Raw genomic sequence first — 18145 nt, forward strand, 5'->3', positions numbered from 1 at the left:
TCCGCTGGCATGGGCTGACCTGCAGACAGCGCAGGGGGCCCGGACGGTTCGCCGCCCGGGGCCCTTGTGCTGTGTCTCCTCGCTGCTCGGGGTGAGCCCTACCGGTGGTGAGTGGCCGGGGCCGATGCCGAATGCGACGGCGTGGTGCCGGCCGGTGCCTTGCTGCTGGTTCCCGGTCCGCTGGCCAGAGCCAGCAGTAACAGGAGCAGCATCAGACCTCCGCCCCCGGTGCCCGCTACGACGGCGATGGTGCGCGGGCTGATGGACCGGCGGTGTCCGCGCACGCGGGTACCGTCGGTGCGGTAGTAAGGGCGGACGTAGGCCGTCGGCCCGGTGGGGACCGGGCGGGGCCGCTGGGCGGTACGTCGGGGCGCTGTATGGGGCTGCGCGGTGCGCGGCCGGGTGCGGCGGTTGTGGCCTTTGACGTAGGTGCCGTCACGGCGGTAGTGGGGGCGTACGTAGGTCACGGGCGGTCCTCGGGGCGGTGAAAGGGGGCATCGCCCCCAGGCGGGGCCGGGTGTTCCTCGGCGCAACATTCGACGGTAGCGACCGGCACTGACATTCCAGGGCAGCCAACTCCTCGACTGTGCACACCCGTTGGGCAATAGCCGGCGATTTTCGGACGGATGATCCCGACGGCGGGCCGACTGTCAGTGCCGGGTGCTGTCATGAAGGCGGCGGGGAGCTGTGGACGAGTGGGAACGTGCCCGGGGAACAGGGAATACGACGACGTCGATCACACCGGTCGGGATGCCCGCGCGGCGCTGCGCACCGTGACGGCGGGGGTCTTCCGGTGAGTCCGCGTCGGCGGCGGCGCAAGAGCGACGACGATCTGCTCGTCGCGCTGGGTGGGCTCGTGGTCGTCGGGTTGGTGCTGGTCAAGGTTGGACAGTGGGTGTGGGCGCACGAGTGGGTGCTGGTCGTGCTCCGCCTGCTGGCGTTTCTCGCACTCGCGGGCTGGGCCTACCGGAAGGTTGACCAGATGCGGTCCGCTCAGCTGAGGGTGGGGGCCTGACCTACTCGCTCGGTCGGCTGGACGCTATGCACCACAGCGCCTTCGAGGACGCCGTACGTGACTTGCTGGCCCGGGACGGTTCCCTCGACGCGCTGCGCTGCGGCGGCCGGGGCGACCTCGGCGCCGACGTGAAGGGGCATGATCCGTTCGGTCGGCTGTGGGTGATCCAGTGCAAGCACCGCAGGAAGGGGCTGGACGGGGCGGCTGTCGGGACGCCAGAGCTGCAGACGCTCAACGGTACCGGCCGGCCGGTACCCGGCGGCGATGTCGTCGTGATGGTGACCAACGGAAGGATCTCCGGGCCTGCCCGCGACTTCGCCCGGCAGCAGCGCCTGCACGTGGTCGACCGGCGGGTGCTGGAGCAGTGGGCCCTGGGCGGGCGACCACTATGGCAGATCCTTCCGGCGGTTCCCCCGCCCCGGACGCCTCCACAGCTTCGCTGAGCTTCATCGCACTGGTGGGCGGGACCGGTTGGACCCGCCCACCGTTATGTCGTGTTCAGGCGTCAGGGCCGCCCCACCCGTACTCCGCCACGTACTCGGCGAACGCCTCGTCGTCGAAGTCCACAGGCAGCAGCTCCGGTTGAAACAGATCGCTGTCCGGGTCGAGCGCTTCGGAGTGCGCCATCAGCTGGACCAGGAATGTCTGCGCGGCTCCCAGGACCTATGGGTCGTCGAGCCACATCCCGAACTCCAGGCTGTTCCTGGACCGGTGGGTGGCGTTCGCGCTGCCCACCCACAGCCGCTCCGAGCGGAAGTCGAGGACATCGGCGACGCCGCCCAGGGCATCCTCGTCGTGCCACCACATCTCGCCGAGCAACATGAACTTTGTGTGGAGGAAGGGCACCATGTCCCCCTTCGGCTGACGGCGCGCACCCGATGGTCCGCAGCGGCAGAATGACTGGGTCGGGCGTCGATGAACCCGGTCCCAGCACCTTGGCGCGGGCGTCGAGGTCCTCCGCCTCGGCGGCAGTCTGCTCGCGCAGCCGCTCCTCGAGGACCCGGCGCCGCTCTTCCTCGGTCAGGCCGGGCAGTTCCCGGTCGACCTGTTCTGCGGCCTTCACCCGCCGGGTGCGCCGGATGTGGATCACGTTGCCGCACATCTCGCACCCGCCACCCGCCGCCCGGCTTCCAGGCGGATCCCGTCGTCGCACCGCCGGTCCGTTCACGCCCGGCGCTGCACCAGGCCCCGCCCGATCAGCCACGGACACGGGCGCTCGACCAGGGCCTCACCGCCGGTCTCCACCAGCCGGCCGGTCAGCCGCCGGCCAGCAGCCGCGGCGCGCCACCCGGCAGCTCCAGCAGCCCCTCCAGCCGGTCCAGTTCCGCCCCTGCGTCCCCCGGGGCGACAGGGCATCGGGGTTGATGGCGTCGGCGGTGAGCGCGTCGAGGTCGGTGGCGTCGGTGGTAGCGGAGCTACCACTACAGGCGCGGGGGCGACGCAGACGTGGACCATTTGCCCGCCGAGGGCGTGGAGCTACCCCTGCGGGCGCGGGGACAACGTGGCTTGCTCGGTGCGGGCGGCGGCCTGCTCGCACAGTTGTTCCAGCCGCACCGTCAACAGGTACTCGACGGTGCGTTCCCGGGCCGTGTCGGCGGCCTTCGTCGCGGTGGCGACGGCGTCCGTGCCGGTCGGGTTATGCCGGAACCTGGGGCGGCGCTGCTCGGCCCTGTACGACCGCCGGGCCTCGGCTTCGGCTTGTCTCATTGTGTTAGCCCCCCCCTTACAATCCCCACTTCTGCACGCTTGAACAAGCGTGCGTTGTCAAATGGTGATGGGAACAGACTGGTGGAACTACGCGACATCGAGATCTTCTTGACCTTGGCGGAAGAGCTGCACTTTGGCCGGACTGCAGATCGGTTGCACGTATCCCAGGCCCGCGTGAGCCAGTCCATTGCGAAGCAGGAACGACAGATCGGCTCACTGCTCTTCACCCGGACCAGCCGACGCGTCGAACTGACCTCCATCGGCCACCAGTTACGCAAGTCGCTCAGCGTCGGCTACCAGCAGATACTCGATGGCGTTCACGAAGCCACCGCCGTCGCCCGCGGCACCACGGCCACCCTCACCCTCGGCCTGCACGGTCCGCAGGCCCACGACCAGGCCGACCTACTGGACCTCTTTCGCAGTCGGCGCCCCGACATCGATCTCCGTATCAAAGAGATGATCTTCACCGACCCGTTCGAGCCGCTGCGCGACGGCACCGTCCAGGTGGCGACAGCCTGGCTCCCTGTACGAGAACCCGACTTGACTATCGGCCCCTTGGTCGACACCGAACCACTCCTGCTCATGGTGGCCAACGATCACCCCCTGACCACGCGCGACCGGGTGGGGATGGAGGATCTCGGCGACTGGTGCCTGCCCTACACTGGACCACCCACCCCCGAGTACTGGCTGCAGACGCTCGTCCCCACCCACACACCCGGTGGCCGTCCCATCCGCCGCGGACCGAAGGTCTCCACCTTCCAAGAGGTTGCCGCAGCCGTAGCAGCAGGCGACGCCATCAGCCTCGTCCATGGAGACGCCGCCCGCTACTACCGCTGGCCCGGCCTGTGCTATCTGCACCCCTATGACGCTCCGACTGGAAGCTGGGCTCTGATCTGGCGTACGGCCGCAGAGAATGAAGCGATCAGGTCTCTCGCGCGCGCGGCGCGCGAGACTGGCCCGCGCAAAGGATGACGAACAGACCCAATAGCCGATTCATCGAAGGCGCGCCAATCCGTCTCGGTGCCGACCGCCCGCCCAGCGGGGGCATCCCCGCTCCCGCCCTGGTTCTGGACGTCTGCCCGAAGCCGCCTGAGCGGCGAGGACATGAGGCGAACAGACCCGCGGAGCCCTCGTCGCGGAACATCGGCCCCACCCCATACAACAACGTCGGTCTCCACGACCACAACCGGGTCGTGGAGACCGACGTCCGCGAGGGGCCGAATAATCCAACAGCGTCCTAGGGCGGCTGCGGCCCCTAGGAAGCCTTCGTTTCGATTCCGGCGGAGCTGAACAGCGTGAGCGGCGGACAGAAGGCGTACGACGTACCGCTCTTCTTCCATCCGGCGGAGATGTGGCTAATCAGCTTTCCCGTATTCATGTCGAGGCAGATCACGGCCGCCCTGAAACTTCCGCCATTGCCGTGCTTGCAGGACGCGTACGACGCGGCATAATCGCCGGTGTACCGTCCGAACGAGCATCCAGTGGGCCAAGCCGTAGCGCCTGACTCGCTTGCGCTCGCCGGACCCTGCAGGCCAAGCACGGAAAGTGCTGCGGCAGCCATGAGAGCCGCCCCCGTTTTTCTGAAGTTCACTTGCCTTACCCCTTTCTGGTGCTGTATCAGGTCACTTTGGTTTCGACGCCAGCAGATTTCGCCTTGGACTCCCCCTGGCAGTACGCGTAGGAGTAACCTTCGGTCCGCCATCCACCGACGTAGTTGTACAGCTTTCCCTTTGAGTCCTTGCAGATGACGAGCGCGCGATAGTGCCCGCCGTTGGAGTGGTCGCATATCGCCACCCCTCCCCAAACCCCGGGGACTTGGAAGCGGCACGACGACGGGCGAGACATGACACTAACGTCCGAGGCCGACGCTGGCGTCGATCCAAGAACGGCGATCCCACTCAACAGCACTCCAAGCGCTGCTGAGGATGCGATCCTACTTCGACTCCCTAGTGCCGCCATTTTACCTTCCCTCATCCTTGGTGGATTTCTGTTTCTCTGGGCATTTCCCAGGGGCCCACTCCTTCCAGAGTGGCCTCGTTGCGCCAGGAACGATCTCAGACTGCCGTGAAACTACAACTCGAACAATGAGCACTCTCGCAAGATCGGATAAGCTTGAAGTTATCGATGGAAGGGCCAGCGTGTAGTCGGCTGCGAGCTCGGCTTGCCACTGCGTTCAGCAACGGGCGTTCTGACGGCAGAAGCGGTCGTGGTGGAGACCTGCACGACGGCCGACGCTGGCAACCACTGCTGCTTGTCGCTCCCTGTCGGACATGCCGCGCGGCGTGGTACGCCTACGGTGCGCTCACGACGGAGGCGTTCGCCGGCGGTGCCTGCTTCGGGGTTGTCGCCTACGCCGTTCTTGTGCTCACCGTGGCCCGATTCGCCCCGGTGTTCGCCTCGCTCACCGAGACGTCTTTCAGCCGCGTCGAACGGGACGTCATCGGGTGGTTCGGACCACGCGACGTCACCTCGATCGTCTTCGCGGTGCTTGCCTACATCGAACTGCCCGCAGGCGAGGCGAACTTCGTCGCGAAGGTGACGGCCGCGACCGTCCTTCCCGGCGTCGTCCTGCACGGAGTGACCGCAAAACCCGTCGCACGCTGGTTCGCCCGGCATCCCCAGCCCGGGGCAGTTCGACACCACACGCCGCCCTCCGCAGTGTGACGACGGGGCGCGAGGAACGGGGGGCACGCCGGGGGCAGGCCGCTGTCGGTCACGACTCCGCCGATAACGCCCGCTCGGTCCCCCAGGACTGATCGCCGTGACAAGCTACGAGGTGAGGTCCAGAAGCCGGACGGGCGCTTCCTCCCACCGGTGTGGGGCGGTGGTGACGATGACCGTACCGTCGGGTCGGTCGGGGGTGAGTTGGGCGGCGTACTGGCTGTGTGCTGTGGCACACAGCCAGCTGCTGGGCGACGGCAAGTGCGGCGGCCAGGCCGAGATCCATGACGGTGACGCCGGGCAGCGAGGCCAGGTGCTCGGCCACGCCGGGGCGGGCCCGACCGGACCCGACGAGCGCGCAGGCCGGTGCGTACAAGAACCAGCCCGGCTCGGCGAGCTCTGGCAGCCTGTCCACCCACGGCGCGGCCGCGGCCGTCTCGGTGCGGGCGGCATCTGCCCGCACATCTGCTCCAGCCGCGTCGCCAGCAGGTACCCGGCCACGAGCTCCCGGGCCGCGTCGGCGGCCTTCGTCGCAGCGGCGCCGACGTCCGCGCCGATCGGGTTGTGCTGGAACCAGCGACGGCCCTGCTCAGCCTTGAACGCCCGCCGGGCGTTCCCGCCCCATCCGTCCGGCCCAGCACCGCCAACGCGGTCTCCTGAACTCCTGGACACCCTTGCCGGGCGATCTCGGCCGCGGTGAACGCGTACGCGTCCCACGCTGCCCCGGGATCAGCCGCCAGGGCGGCTGCGTCGGTGATCTGCAGGAACTCCTGCCACGCGGCGGTATGCTGCAGCCGATCGCCGTCCGGGCCCCGGCAGCGACAGCCGTGATGCTGCCCGGCTCGGCCAGGCCGGCGGATTCGGCGGCCGCGAGGAGAGTGGCCTCGCCGATCAGGACCCTGGTCTGACGGCGGCGGGCGCACGCCCCGCACAGCCCGGCCGCCCGCCGCTGCCCGCAGTCCTCGCACGGCAAGGCCCGGTGCACCGCCTCGGCCTGGCGCTCGCTCTCCACCCACTCCCGGATGGCCGCGCGGGCGGCATCACGGCGGGCCCGCTCGGCTGCCGCCCGAACGAGGTCCTCCGCCTCGGCGGCAGTCTGCTCGCGCAGCCGCTCCTCGAGGACCCGGCGCCGCTCTTCCTCGGTCAGGCCGCGCAGCTCTGGTCGACCTGCTCGGCGGCCTTCACTCGCCGGCGCGCCGGATGTGGATCCCGTTGCCACACATCTCGCACTCGCCACTCGGCTTCCAGGCGGACCCCGTCGTTGCGCCGCCAGCCCGTGCACGCCCGGCGCTGCACCAAGCCTCTCCGGATCAGCCACGGACACGGGCGCTCGACCAAGGCCTCGCCGCCCGTCTCCGCCAGCCTGCAGCCGCGGCGCGCCACCCCGCGGTACGCAAACACATAGCGACCGCTTGCGTTGTAAGTCTCCCCGAGACGGAGGGAACGGACAGCGCCGAGTTTGCCGTGTCACTGGTTCCCGGGGACGACAGGAATTTAACTACGACGCTGGTACCGCGCGATGCGGACGAGCTTTGATGACGTCACCCCGGCAAGACCGATAGACGATTGCGGTCCTGGTCAACACTGGTCGCGCCGACCCTCACGCGGGCCGTCTGTGGCCGTACTAGGAGAGCCAGCAACAGCCAGGGACGACCGACAACAAGGCACCGGCCCGCGGCCGGTCGGCCCCCGTGTCCCGCGCCCCCAGGTGCCCCGGTTGGGGGCGTTCAGTGGGTGGTGTATCCGCCGTCGACGGGCAGGGCGACGCCGATCACGAAGCTGGCGCCGGGGCTGCACAGCCACACGGCTGCGGCGGCGACTTCCGCGGCGTGGCCGAGGCGCCCGATGGGCTGGTCGCTCATGATCGCGGCCATAGCCTCGGTCTACCCTTCGACCATGGTTGTCCACCGCGCTCTGGACCATGGCGGCGGCCTGGTCCTCGTCGGTGACGTCGCGGACCACACCGAGGGCCTGGTGTCCGGCGTCGGTGAGTTCGTTCGCCGCCGTCTGCACAGCGGCCTCGTTCACGTCGGCCAGCACGACGGCCGCGCCGGCCTGGGCGAGGGGCGCGGGCGGCGGCCAGTCCCATGCCGGAGGCCGCGCCGGTGACCAGGGCGACCTGGCCTTCGAAGGCGGCCGGGCACCGTGGTGCCCGGCCATGAGAGATGATGCCCAGGGGCGGCTCAGGCGGCGGAGTCGTCGGCCTGGCCGGTGCCCCGGTTGCTGGCCACGGCCTGCTGCTCGACCTCGGAGAGCTGGTAGCTGCCGCTGTCGAGTCGGTCCGTCAGATGACCTCCTTCTCCTCGGTGACCATCACGGCCACCGATTCCATGTCGATGAAGCGTGCTTCGTCGGGGTCGACCAGCGTCCGGTAGTTCTCGGAGGCGAAGAAGGCGTCGTGGTCCTCCCAGTTCTCGAACCAGATTTCCGTCAGGCCGTCGTAGGCCCGGGGCGGGTAGTTCTCGGCGGGGACCGGGTGGGACACGGTGTACTTGCGCACGTAGCGCTCCGCCTCCGGGATGGAGGTGAACAGCGGCGCGTGCCGGTCCCGGTGGTGCTCGACGAAACGCTCGTACGACATTGCCTCGACGCGGTTGATCATGAAGATGAGCTTCAGCATGGAGTTAACCTAAAAGCTCACATCAATGTGAGGGGCAAGTGAGTCATCGGCATGAGAGGAGTCCGGCATGCGGATCGGTGAGCTGTCCGCCCGGACGGGTGCCAGCCGTCGGTCGCTGCGCTACTACGAGGAGCAGGGCCTGCTCGTCAGCTCCCGTTCGCCCAGCGGGCAGCGCCACTACGAGGACGAGCACGTTCAGCGGGTGCGCCTCGTGCAGGCGTTTCTGGCGGCGGGCATGTCCAGCAGCACCATCGCCGAGATGGCGCCCTGCATGGCCGAGCCGAATGAGGACCGGGCGCGGCAGGCTCTGGAGATCATGGGTCGCGAGCGGGCCCGGCTGTCCGAGGCCATCGACGGCCTCGCTGCCGCCAGGGACGCGCTGGACCACCTCATCGAGGACAACCACGCGTACCTGACACGGTCAGCGGAGGAGGGTTCGTGAACCGGGGACCTGCGCTGGGAGGAGACGACCGAGACGGTCGGCGCTTCCGCTCCCCCGCCGGGCAGGTGGCCCAGGGGCCCAGGCCGGCGACGGCGTACGCATTTGCGAAGCACGGGTCATCCCTGATCTGCTGAGCGGCGACGTGGACTGACTGTCATGTCGCTGTAGGCGACGCGAGCCGGCGTCGGTATGTTTCGCATACGCCAGTTCTCCTGTGCAGCAGTCCAGCATTCCCCGACCGGCGACAGGACCCATGACAGATCCCGCACATCCCCAGACAGCCGATGACGAGCAGCCTCCGGCGCGGGACGACCGCGCCTTCTTCGGGCAGCCGAGGGGCCTGCTCACGCTGTCCGCCCTGGAGGTCTGGGAGCGTTTCTCGTTCCTGGGCATGCAGGCGATCCTCGTCCTGTACTTCGCCGATTCGGTGGCGCACGACGGCCTCGGCATGGACGCGGGCACCGCCGCCTCCGTGTCCGCCGCGTACGGCACCCTCGTCTACCTGGTCTCCGTCGCCGGCGGATGGCTCGCCGATCGCATCCTCGGCTCCTACCGGGCGGTCCTGTGGGGAGGCGTCCTCATCGCGCTGGGCCACTACTCCATGGCCGTGCCCACCGCCGCCATGACCTGGGTGGGCCTGGGCCTGATCAGCGCCGGCACCGGCCTGCTCAAACCCAACGTGGCCGCCATGGTCGGCAAGCTCTACCGCACCGACGACGACCGCCGCGACGCCGGCTTCGCCCTCTACTACATGGGCATCAACATCGGCGCCTTCGCCGGTCCGCTGATCACCGGCTGGCTCGGCGAGCACCAGGGCTGGCACTGGGGCTTCTCCGCGGCCGTGTTCGGGATGACGCTGGGGCTGGTCCAGTACATCGTCGGGCGGCGTCATCTGGCCGGCCGCAAGCACGCCGCCGAGTTCGCACTGGCGCCGGCGGCCATGCGGCGGGCCGTGTGGCTGATGGCCGGCGGAGCGGTGGCCTTCGGCGTGCTGTGCGCCGTCCTGGCGGGGGCCGGCTGGCTCACCATGGGCCGGTTCGTCGACGTCCTCACGATCGTCTCGGTGATCGCGCCGGTCGTCTACTTCTGGATCATGTTCACCAGCCCGCGGGTCACCGCGGAGGAACGCGGGCGGCTGCGTCCCTACGTCGTCCTCTTCCTCGCCTCCGTGGTCTTCAACTTCATCCTCTTCCAGGCGTACTCGACGATGATCCTGCTGGCCTCGACGAACGCCGACACCACCATCCTCGGGTTCGACTTCCCCTCCAGTTGGTACGCGTCCGCGCTGGGCGCCTTCGAGGTGGCGCTGGCTCCGGTGGTCGCGGCCGTGTGGGTCCGGATGGGCCGGCGCCAGCCGCACGCCTCGAACAAGATCGCGCTCGGTGTGATCCTGGGCGGTCTGTCGTTCCTGCTGATGGTGCTGCCCACCTCCGGGCACGAGGGCACCGACTACCGGATGGCCGCCTGGTGGATCGTCGGCTCGTACCTGCTGCTGGGTCTCGGTGACGTACTGCTGGAGACCTCGGGCCTGTCGGCGAGCAGCAAGCTGGCGCCGAAGGCGTTCTCCAGCCAGACCATGGCCCTGTGGTTCCTCTCCCTGGCCCTCGCCAACGGCATCCAGGCCCAGGTGGTGAAGGTCTACGACGACGTGTCCCACCCCGCGTACTTCGGCGTCAACGGCGCCGTCGCCGTCATCCTGGGCCTGGTCGTCGTGGCCCTCGCACCGTGGCTGCGACGCACGATGCACCCCGTCCACTGAGCACCCGGACAGCCGGAAGGTACCGCCCCATGCACATCCGCACGGAATTTCCGTACGAGACGACCCACGACGACGTCCGCATCCCCCTTCCGGACGGCACCCGGCTCTACGCGCGGATCTGGCGGCCGGTCACCGACGAGCCGGTCCCGGCGCTGCTGGAGTACCTGCCGTACCGCCTCAGTGACTGGACCGCTCCCCGCGACAGCCAGCGCCACCCCTGGTACGCGGGTCACGGCTACGCGTCCGTCCGCGTCGACGTGCGCGGGCACGGCAACAGTGAGGGCCTGCCGGGAGACGAGTACGACGCCACGGAACTGGCCGACGGTGTCGCGGTCGTCGAGTGGCTGGCCGCGCAGCCCTGGTGCAACGGCAAGGTCGGCATGTTCGGCATCTCCTGGGGCGGCTTCAACTCGCTCCAGATCGCCGCGCTCGCCCCCGAGCCGCTGAAGGCCGTCGTCACCGTCTGCTCCGCGGACGACCGGTACGACAACGACGTGCACTACATGGGCGGCTCGGTGCTGGGCGTCGACATGCACGCGTGGGCGGCCACCATGCTCGCGTTCGTCTGCCGCCCGCCCGACCCGGAGTACGCCGGGCAGGAGTGGCGGGAGATGTGGCTGCGCCGGCTGGAGGCCGTCGACCCGTTCATCCACACCTGGCTGGCCCACCAGCTCCGCGACGACTGCTGGAAGCACGGCAGTGTCTGCGAGGACTACTCCGCGATCGACGCCGCCGTCCTCGCGGTGGGCGGCTGGCACGACCCGTACCGGGACACCGTGCTCCGGCTCGTGGAGCATCTGCCCGAGGACCGGGTGCGGGGGCTGATCGGGCCCTGGTCCCACCAGTACCCGGACCGCGGCCTGCCGCCGGGCCCGCCGATCGGCTTCCTCCAGGAGACGCTGCGCTGGTGGGACCAGCACCTGAAGGGCGAGGACACCGGCGTCATGGAGGAGCCGCTGCTGCGCTCCTGGATCAGCGAGTCGCACCGTCCGGCCACCGTCTACCCGGAGCTGCCGGGCCGCTGGGTCGGCGACCCCGCCTGGCCCTCCCCCTACGTCACGCCCGTACCGCACGCCCTCGGGGGCGATCCGGTCGTCGTGCGCTCCCCGCAGCACACCGGTGTCGACGCGGGACGGTTCTTCCCCTTCGGCAATGATGCCGACCTGCCGCCCGACCAGCGGGAGGAGGACGCCCGCTCGGCGTGCTTCGAGTTCCCCGTCAGCGACGGTCCCATCGAGATCCTCGGGCGTCCCGAGGTGACCCTGCGCCTGCGGATGGACGTGCCGTACGGGCAGGCGGTCGCCCGCGTCTGCGACGTCGCGCCGGACGGGTCGTCGACCCTGGTCACCCGCGGCGTCCTGAACCTCGCGGCGCGCCAGGGCCGGGACCGCAACGTGCCCTGGACTCCCGGGGCCACGGAGACGGTGACCTTCCAGCTCAACGGCATCGGCCACACCTTCCCGGCCGGGCACCGCATCCGGCTCGCCGTCTCCTCCGCGTACTGGCCGTGGATCTGGCCGCACGCGGACTCCGACGGCTTCGTCCTGGAACCGGCCGGTTCCGCCCTCGTCCTGCCGGTGCGCGACGCCGGCCGGCACCCCGAGGACGCCGGCATCCGCTTCGAACGCCCCGAGCAGTCCGAGCCGTTGCGCGTCGCATCGCCGGCGCAAGGGGACGAACGCCCGGAGCGCGTCGTGGTGCGTGATGTGGCCAAGGGCGAGTGGCGGCTGGAGGTGGACCCGCGCTACGGCGGGACGCGCGTGTACCCGGACGGTCTGGAGTTCACCGAGGGCGCGCTGGAGACGTACACCATCAGGGAGGACGACCCGCTCTCGGCGCGGGCGAGGTCCGACTGGACCGTCCGTCTGCGCCGCCCGGAGCGGGGGTGGGACGTGCGGGTCGAGACCCGTTCGGAGATCACCTGCGACGCCGACGACTTCGTCACCTCGAACGAGGTGGTGTGCCGCGACGGCGAGGACGTCGTCTTCCGGCGCACCTGGGAGAAGCGGATCCCCCGGGCCGCACGCTGACCTCTCGGATCAGGCGCGGGTCTCCCGCGCCACGATCCCCTCGACGAGCCTCACCAGTCGGGCTCCCGCCCGATCGATGCTTCCGTTCTGTGTGCTGACCTGGGCCCCTTCGAGTAGGAAGGTGATCTCGGCCGCGGTCTCCTCCGGGTCGGGCATCCCGGCCTCGGTGCACAGGGCGACCAGGCGGCGGGTCTGGCGGGCCTTGTGCTCCTCGATCACCTGCCGTGCGGGGTGGGTGCGGTCGGGCAGTTCGGCGATGGAGTTGATGAACGGGCAGCCTCGGGGAGAGACCGACGGCAGCCCTTCGGCGATGAAGCGGGCCAGGAAGAGGATCTGCTCCCCGGGCCGGCCGGGATGTTCGGCCTCGGCCCGGTCGAAGGCCGCCTGGTAGTCGGCGGCGACGATCCGCAACCACTCCGCGACCAGCGCGTCCTTGGTGTCGAAGTGGCGGTAGATGGCCATCTTGGTCGTCTCGGCCCGCTCGGCGATCGCCTGGACACCCACCCGGCGGATCCCCTCGCTCTGGAACAGCTCCTCCGCCGCGTCGAGGATGCGTTCACGAGGGGGCAGCTTCGCCACCCTGCTCGGCCTTCTGCCGGTCGATGCCATGACCACCCCGTGCCCTCCCGACGGTTGCGGGCTCTTCGCCGACTGCTACGGTACCAGTCCGTCCCGTGCGATACCGATCGGTATCGTGTGGCACTCACCAGTATCGTCTGCCCTGCCCTCGGGAGTGACAGTGAAAGTTGCGGAGTACGTGGATCTTGACGCGGTCGGGCTCGCCGAGCTCGTGGCCGCAGGGGAGGTGACCCCCGCCGAACTGGCGGCAGCCGCGCTCGGGGCCGCGCGGGCGGTCAACGGGCGGATCAACGCCGTGGTGGAGACTTGGCCCACCGACGACCAGCCCGCTCCGGCCGGTGCACCGCTGGCCGGAGTCCCGTTCCTGATCAAGGACATCGGAGTCGCCATGGCCGGCAGGCGCATGGAACTGGGCAGCCGTCTCGCGGCCGGCCACGTCGCCCGCGCCGACTCCTCCCTGATGCGGCGCTTCCGCCGCGCCGGCCTCGTGACCTTCGGACGTACCGCGACACCGGAGATGGCCTACAGCATCACGACCGAACCGGCGCTGTACGGTCCGACCCGCAATCCGTGGGACGTCGGGCGCAGCGCGGGCGGCTCCAGCGGCGGCGCGGGCGCGGCGGTCGCCGCCGGGGTGGTGCCCGTCGCGCACGCCACCGACGCGGCCGGCTCGCTCCGCATACCCGCCTCCTGCAACGGACTCTTCGGGCTGAAGTCCACCCGCGGCAGGGTCTCCATGGGCCCCGGCGCCGACGAGGTCTTCAACGGCCTGGCCGTGCACGGCAGCGTCAGCCGTACCGTGCGGGACAGCGCCGCGCTGCTCGACCGGATCCGCGGCCCCGAAGCGGGCGACCCCTACTTCGCCCCGCAGCCCGCCCGGCCCTACGCGCAGGAGGTCACCCGCCACCCGGGCTCGCTGCGGATCGGGGTCCTCCCCCAGGCGTGGGGCGGGCGCCGGACCACCGCGCCCGTGGCCGACGCCCTCGCCCTCACCGTGCGCCTGCTCGAGGACCTCGGTCACCGGGTGGAGGAGGCCGAGGTCGATCTCGGCGTCGGCTGGGAGGAGTTCGTCCTTGCCCATGCCCGTCTGTCGGCGGCGAACCTCGCGGCCTCGGCCGACGAACTGGCCGCCGCCTTCGACCGGCCCGTCGACTCCTCGACCCTCGAACCGGAGACCCTGGCGGGCTACCACTACGGGCAGCGGGTCGGCGGCGCCCAGTTCGTCACCGCCCTCGCCGTCCGCAACCGGGTCGCTCGCGCTCTGGCCCTGTTCTTCGGCACGTACGACGTACTGCTCACCCCGACCCTGCCGGAGCTCCCGATGCCCCTGGGCGCCTACGCCGAGGACTCCGAGGCGCTGGACGGCCTCGGCTGGATCGCCCGTCTCCACGACCGCTCACCGTTCACCACGCCGTTCAACATGGCCGGTACGCCCGCCATGTCCGTACCGGCGACGGTCGACGCCGGTACGGGACTCCCGATCGGGACGCAGTTCGCCGCCGGGTACGGGCGCGAGGACGTCCTCTTCCGCCTGGCCGGCCAACTCGAGGAGGCGAACCCGTGGCGCGGCCGGACTCCCGCGGTGTGGGCGGGGGACGGCGCGGGCCGCTGAGGGATGCCGGGGGCGGTCACGGGGGCCCCTCGGCGACCGCCCGGTTCCAGGGGCGGGCATTGGAAAGTTGCTTCACCGGCGGAAAGCTGCTGGAGCAGCTCGGCGTCCCGGCGTCCATGGACAGTCGCCGACCCGCTGTGATGTGATCCCCTCGGCGGAACGGCCCTGCTTGGCGTGGTCACCGGGCGATCCCCGGGTGCGACGCGCGAGGACGGCCGATCCCACGTGATGTCCTCCGCCGCCCGGTCCGCCCGCGGCCCCCGCGTCGTCATGGCGAGCGGCCGGGTCCGTCCCCCAGGCTCGAAAGTTCCGTACACATGCAGAAGACCAAGGCCGCACTCTGGGAATTCCTCCAGGGACTCGGCAAGACGTTCATGCTGCCGGTGGCCCTGCTCGCGTTCTGCGGGATCATGCTGGGCATCGGCTCCTCGCTCTCCAGCGACGCGGTCACTGACAACGTTGCCTTCCTGAAGGGCGAGGGCTTCCACCTCGTCTTCACGTGGATGGCCAACACGGGTCTGGTCGCCTTCACGTTCCTGCCCGTTCTCTTCGCGATGGCGATTCCGCTCGGACTCGCCCGTGAGGACAAGGGGGTGGCCGCCTTCTCGGGGTTCGTCGGCTTCGCCGCCATGAATCTCGCGGTGAACTTCTACCTCACCGCCAAGGGCGTCGACTTCGAGGACGAGAAGGCGATCGAGCACTACGGCATAGCCGACGTGCTGGGTGTGCAGTCCATCGACACGGGGCTCCTCGGCGCGGTGGCCGTTGGCATCGTTGTCAGCCTGCTCCACCGGCGGTTCCGTACGCAGCGGATGCCCGACGCGCTGGCCTTCTTCGGCGGTCTGCGCTTCGTCCCGATCGTCTCGGCCCTGGTCCTCAGCGTGCTCGGCCTGCTGATCCCGCTGGTCTGGCCGACCTTCAACGGCTGGATCACCGCCGTCGGCCGTGGCATCGGGCACACCGGGGTCTTCGGACCGTTCTTCTTCGGCATGGGAGAGGTACTGCTGCGGCCCATCGGGTTGCACCACATCCTCGTGGCCATGTTCCGCTTCACGGACGTCGGCGGTGCGGGAACCGTGTGCGGGGACCATGTCTCCGGTGCCCTGAACATGTTCTACGCCCAGCTCGACTGCTCGGCCGCGCCGAACTCCGCGGTCACCGACGCGACGCACTTCCTCTCGCAGGGCAAGATGGCGGCCTACCTGGGCGGTCTGCCGGGCGCCGCGCTCGCGATGTACCACTGCGCGAAGCGGCGGATGCGTCCGGAGATCAAGGCGCTGCTGGTGTCCGGGGTCGTGGCCTGCGTGGTGGGCGGCATCACGGAACCGCTGGAGTTCCTGTTCCTCTTCGTCGCGCCGTGGCTGTACGCCATCCACGCCGTCCTGGTGGGGCTCGGCTTCCTCACGGCGGCCGTGCTCGGTGTGTACATCGGCAACACCGACGGCAACGTCATCGACTGGCTCGTCTTCGGAGTCCTCCAGGGCTCGACGACCAAGTGGTATCTGGTGCCGGTCATCGCCGCCGTGTGGTTCACCGTGTACTACTTCCTGTTCCGCTGGGCCATCACCCGCTTCGACCTGCGCACTCCCGGCCGCGAGGACGACCCCACGCCGGCCGAGGAGGAGCCGGAAGAGGAAGCGGACGCCGAGGTGGGCGAGGCGGCGGCGGGGACCGAGCGTGAGCTGGTCGCCGGGAAGTACGACGCCGTCGCCATCCTCGACGCGATCGGCGGGGCCGGCAACATCCAGTCCCTCGACAACTGCATCACGCGGCTGCGCATGACGGTCCAGGACGCCGAACGAGTCGACGAGGCACGGCTGAAGAAGCTGGGCGCCGTCGGGGTCATCAAGCTCGACGGCCACAACGTGCAGGTCATCATCGGCCCGCAGGTCCAGTCGGTGAAGGACGCCATCGCCACCATGATCCCGGTGGGCTGACCATGACGTGCTCCTCCCCCGGCCCCTCTGTTCGCCGGCCCTCGCCGACGCCGTACGACTTCGACACACCGGTCGACCGGCACGGCACCTGGTGCACGCAGTGGGACTACGTCCAGGACCGCTTCGGTGTGCGCGACCTGCTGCCGTTCACGATCTCCGACATGGACTTCGAGACCGCCCCGGAGATCCTGGCGGCACTGCGCGAGCGACTCGATCACGGCGTGCTCGGCTACTCGCGATGGCGCCAGGACGACTTCCTCTCCGCGATCGTCCACTGGTACGCGTCCCGCCACGACACCGACGTGGCCCCGGAGTCGGTCGTCTATGCGCCCTCCGTCATCTACCAGGTCTCCCAGTTGCTGCGACTGTGGTCGCGGCCCGGTGATGGCGTCGTGGCCCACACTCCCATGTACGACGCGTTCCCCAGGACGGTGGCCGCGGGCGGGCGCCGACTGCGGGAGTGCCCGCTCGACGACTGGACCGAGTTCGAGCGGCTCCTGGCGCTGCCCGACACGGCCGTACTGCTGCTGTGCTCGCCGCACAACCCGACGGGCAGGGTGTGGTCCGCCGACGAGCTGGACCGGATGGCCCGCCTGTGCGCACGGTACGACGTGGCGGTCGTCAGCGACGAGATCCACTCCGACCTGGCGTACGCCCCGTACGTCCACCGTCCCTGGGTCCGGCACGGCGGTGACGGTCGCTGGGCGGTGGTCACCTCGGCCTCCAAGTCGTTCAACATCCCTGCCTTGACGGGCAGTTACGGCATCATCGGCGACCCTGCGACACGTGACGCGTATCTGCGGCAGCTCAAGGACGCGGACGGTCTCTCCTCCCCCGCGGTGCTGTCACTGGTCGGCCACATCGCCGCGTACCGGCGGGGAGCGGACTGGCTGGACGCCCTGCGTGCCTACCTCGCGGGCAATCTCGCGTTCGTCGCCGACCGTGTGCGCGAGGAGTTTCCGCAGCTCGACTGGGTGCCCCCGCAGGCGGGTTACCTCGCCTGGATCGACCTGCGCCCGCTCGGTGTCGACGACGACGTCCTCCAGCGTGAACTCGTGGAGGTGGAGAAGGTGGCCGTCATGCCGGGCTCCACGTACGGGTCTCCGGGGCGGATACGGCTCAACGTCGGATGCCCCCGGTCCAAGGCGGAGGCGGGTGTCGAGGCCTTGGTCCGCGCGCTGCGCCGGGTCTCGCGGGCGGAGGGGTGAGGGCGGCGAGCGGCACCACGACGTCGCCCTCGTCGACGAAGCCGGCACCCTGCTCGCCAAGGCCCGTATCACCGAGGACGCGGCTGGATACCACCAGCACTTGGCTCTCTTGGCCGAGCACGGCGACAGCCCAGACCATCCGATACCGGTGGCCATCGGGAGCAGCCACACGCACTACCGACGCCGACGCGACCACGGAGACTGGCATGCCGCCGCGCAACGGCACTTCTGATCCGCTTCCTCCGCCAGCTCCACCACTGCCTTGCCGGAATCCGGAAGGCAGCCGCTCCAGCCACTGCCGTGCCCTGCAACTGAGGTGCCGCGCCCGTGCTGCCATGATGCTGACCGGGGGCGGCCTTGGCGTTGGGAGCCGCATGACGTGAGAAGAGTGTGGCGCGAATGCTCGGGATCCAGACGGATGCGTTGGACACGGCTGGGGGCGTTTTCATGACGGTCTTGGCACTGGGCTGTACGTGCTTGGGCGGGCGGGCCATGCTCCGTCCGCCCCGGCCGCCGCAGCCGATCGGGGGCCCCGTGTGGGTGGCCCGCACCTGGGGCCTCGCCTATGTGCTGCA

Annotated in this window: 16 protein-coding genes and 3 pseudogenes; 11 read left to right on the forward strand and 8 right to left on the reverse strand. The window is 69.9% G+C overall.

All coding sequences use genetic code 11. The features are described from left to right. The first annotated feature begins 793 nt into the window (after nucleotides 1–793). Both GTW67_RS38560 and GTW67_RS38565 read left to right on the forward strand, forming a co-directional pair. On the forward strand, nucleotides 794–1015 hold the full coding sequence (locus GTW67_RS38560) for a hypothetical protein (RefSeq protein WP_524539790.1): 222 nt from the start codon (nucleotides 794–796) through the stop codon (nucleotides 1013–1015). 26 nt (nucleotides 1016–1041) lie between these two features. Continuing rightward, nucleotides 1042–1458, forward strand: a complete 417-nt coding sequence (locus GTW67_RS38565; protein ID WP_524539791.1) for a restriction endonuclease — start codon at nucleotides 1042–1044, stop codon at nucleotides 1456–1458. Between the two features lie 55 nt (nucleotides 1459–1513). On the opposite strand, the gene GTW67_RS38190 is transcribed toward GTW67_RS38565, so the two are convergent. The 3 genes from GTW67_RS38190 to GTW67_RS37040 form a co-directional block, all read right to left on the reverse strand. Next, complete coding sequence (locus tag GTW67_RS38190; RefSeq protein ID WP_272920508.1) at nucleotides 1514–1642, reverse strand: hypothetical protein; 129 nt, start codon at nucleotides 1640–1642, stop codon at nucleotides 1514–1516. 36 nt (nucleotides 1643–1678) lie between these two features. Beyond that, nucleotides 1679–1837, reverse strand: a complete 159-nt coding sequence (locus GTW67_RS17680) for a hypothetical protein (RefSeq protein ID WP_161165791.1) — start codon at nucleotides 1835–1837, stop codon at nucleotides 1679–1681. Between the two features lie 654 nt (nucleotides 1838–2491). Continuing rightward, entirely contained in the window at nucleotides 2492–2722 is a 231-nt protein-coding gene (locus tag GTW67_RS37040; protein ID WP_202437367.1) for a hypothetical protein, read from the reverse strand. A gap of 81 nt (nucleotides 2723–2803) precedes the next feature. Here GTW67_RS37040 and GTW67_RS17690 point away from each other — a divergent pair, with 81 nt between their 5' ends. Further along, nucleotides 2804–3694 carry a LysR substrate-binding domain-containing protein gene (locus GTW67_RS17690; protein ID WP_161165792.1) on the forward strand — a complete coding sequence of 297 codons (891 nt, stop codon included), beginning with the start codon at nucleotides 2804–2806 and terminating at the stop codon, nucleotides 3692–3694. Between the two features lie 1389 nt (nucleotides 3695–5083). Then, nucleotides 5084–5386 carry a hypothetical protein gene (locus tag GTW67_RS17695; RefSeq protein WP_161165793.1) on the forward strand — a complete coding sequence of 101 codons (303 nt, stop codon included), beginning with the start codon at nucleotides 5084–5086 and terminating at the stop codon, nucleotides 5384–5386. Nucleotides 5387–5491: 105 nt separating this feature from the next. On the opposite strand, the pseudogene GTW67_RS37740 reads toward GTW67_RS17695, so the two are convergent. From GTW67_RS37740 to GTW67_RS17710, 4 genes and pseudogenes are all read right to left on the reverse strand, one after another. Further along, a pseudogene (locus GTW67_RS37740) lies at nucleotides 5492–5777 on the reverse strand (hypothetical protein); the annotation flags it as partial. A gap of 1333 nt (nucleotides 5778–7110) precedes the next feature. Continuing rightward, nucleotides 7111–7245, reverse strand: a complete 135-nt coding sequence (locus GTW67_RS38570; RefSeq protein WP_524539792.1) for an SDR family oxidoreductase — start codon at nucleotides 7243–7245, stop codon at nucleotides 7111–7113. Between the two features lie 88 nt (nucleotides 7246–7333). Beyond that, a pseudogene (locus GTW67_RS38575) lies at nucleotides 7334–7543 on the reverse strand (hypothetical protein); the annotation flags it as partial. A gap of 124 nt (nucleotides 7544–7667) precedes the next feature. After that, nucleotides 7668–8003: an EthD domain-containing protein gene (locus GTW67_RS17710; RefSeq protein WP_161165794.1), complete on the reverse strand. Its 336-nt coding sequence runs from the start codon at nucleotides 8001–8003 to the stop codon at nucleotides 7668–7670. Between the two features lie 67 nt (nucleotides 8004–8070). Between GTW67_RS17710 and GTW67_RS17715 the strand changes: the two genes are divergently transcribed. The 3 genes from GTW67_RS17715 to GTW67_RS17725 all read left to right on the forward strand — a co-directional run bounded on the left by GTW67_RS17715 (nucleotide 8071) and on the right by GTW67_RS17725 (nucleotide 12234). Continuing rightward, the gene (locus GTW67_RS17715) at nucleotides 8071–8445 is read left to right on the forward strand and encodes a MerR family transcriptional regulator (RefSeq protein WP_161165795.1); all 375 of its coding nucleotides are present in this window, start codon (nucleotides 8071–8073) and stop codon (nucleotides 8443–8445) included. 253 nt (nucleotides 8446–8698) lie between these two features. Continuing rightward, nucleotides 8699–10204: a peptide MFS transporter gene (locus GTW67_RS17720; protein WP_161165796.1), complete on the forward strand. Its 1506-nt coding sequence runs from the start codon at nucleotides 8699–8701 to the stop codon at nucleotides 10202–10204. A 29-nt stretch (nucleotides 10205–10233) separates the two neighbouring features. After that, nucleotides 10234–12234 (forward strand): CocE/NonD family hydrolase, encoded by a 2001-nt coding sequence (locus tag GTW67_RS17725; RefSeq protein ID WP_161165797.1) that lies wholly within the window; start codon nucleotides 10234–10236, stop codon nucleotides 12232–12234. A 9-nt stretch (nucleotides 12235–12243) separates the two neighbouring features. On the opposite strand, the gene GTW67_RS17730 is transcribed toward GTW67_RS17725, so the two are convergent. Beyond that, nucleotides 12244–12843, reverse strand: a complete 600-nt coding sequence (locus GTW67_RS17730) for a TetR/AcrR family transcriptional regulator (protein ID WP_161165798.1) — start codon at nucleotides 12841–12843, stop codon at nucleotides 12244–12246. 130 nt (nucleotides 12844–12973) lie between these two features. Here GTW67_RS17730 and GTW67_RS17735 point away from each other — a divergent pair, with 130 nt between their 5' ends. From GTW67_RS17735 to GTW67_RS17750, 4 genes and pseudogenes are all read left to right on the forward strand, one after another. Next, nucleotides 12974–14425, forward strand: coding sequence for an amidase family protein (locus GTW67_RS17735; RefSeq protein WP_161165799.1), 1452 nt, complete (start codon nucleotides 12974–12976; stop codon nucleotides 14423–14425). Between the two features lie 317 nt (nucleotides 14426–14742). Next, nucleotides 14743–16362 carry a maltose/glucose-specific PTS transporter subunit IIBC gene (gene malX / locus GTW67_RS17740; protein WP_161165800.1) on the forward strand — a complete coding sequence of 540 codons (1620 nt, stop codon included), beginning with the start codon at nucleotides 14743–14745 and terminating at the stop codon, nucleotides 16360–16362. A gap of 2 nt (nucleotides 16363–16364) precedes the next feature. Then, nucleotides 16365–17570, forward strand: coding sequence for a MalY/PatB family protein (locus GTW67_RS17745; protein ID WP_161165801.1), 1206 nt, complete (start codon nucleotides 16365–16367; stop codon nucleotides 17568–17570). Further along, nucleotides 17518–17739: pseudogene (locus tag GTW67_RS17750) on the forward strand (hypothetical protein); the annotation flags it as partial. The gene GTW67_RS17745 and the pseudogene GTW67_RS17750, both read left to right, overlap by 53 nt. Nucleotides 17740–18145 lie beyond the last annotated feature (406 nt).

The sequence above is a fragment of the Streptomyces sp. SID5910 genome (genome assembly GCF_009862125.1).
Taxonomy (GTDB): domain Bacteria; phylum Actinomycetota; class Actinomycetes; order Streptomycetales; family Streptomycetaceae; genus Streptomyces.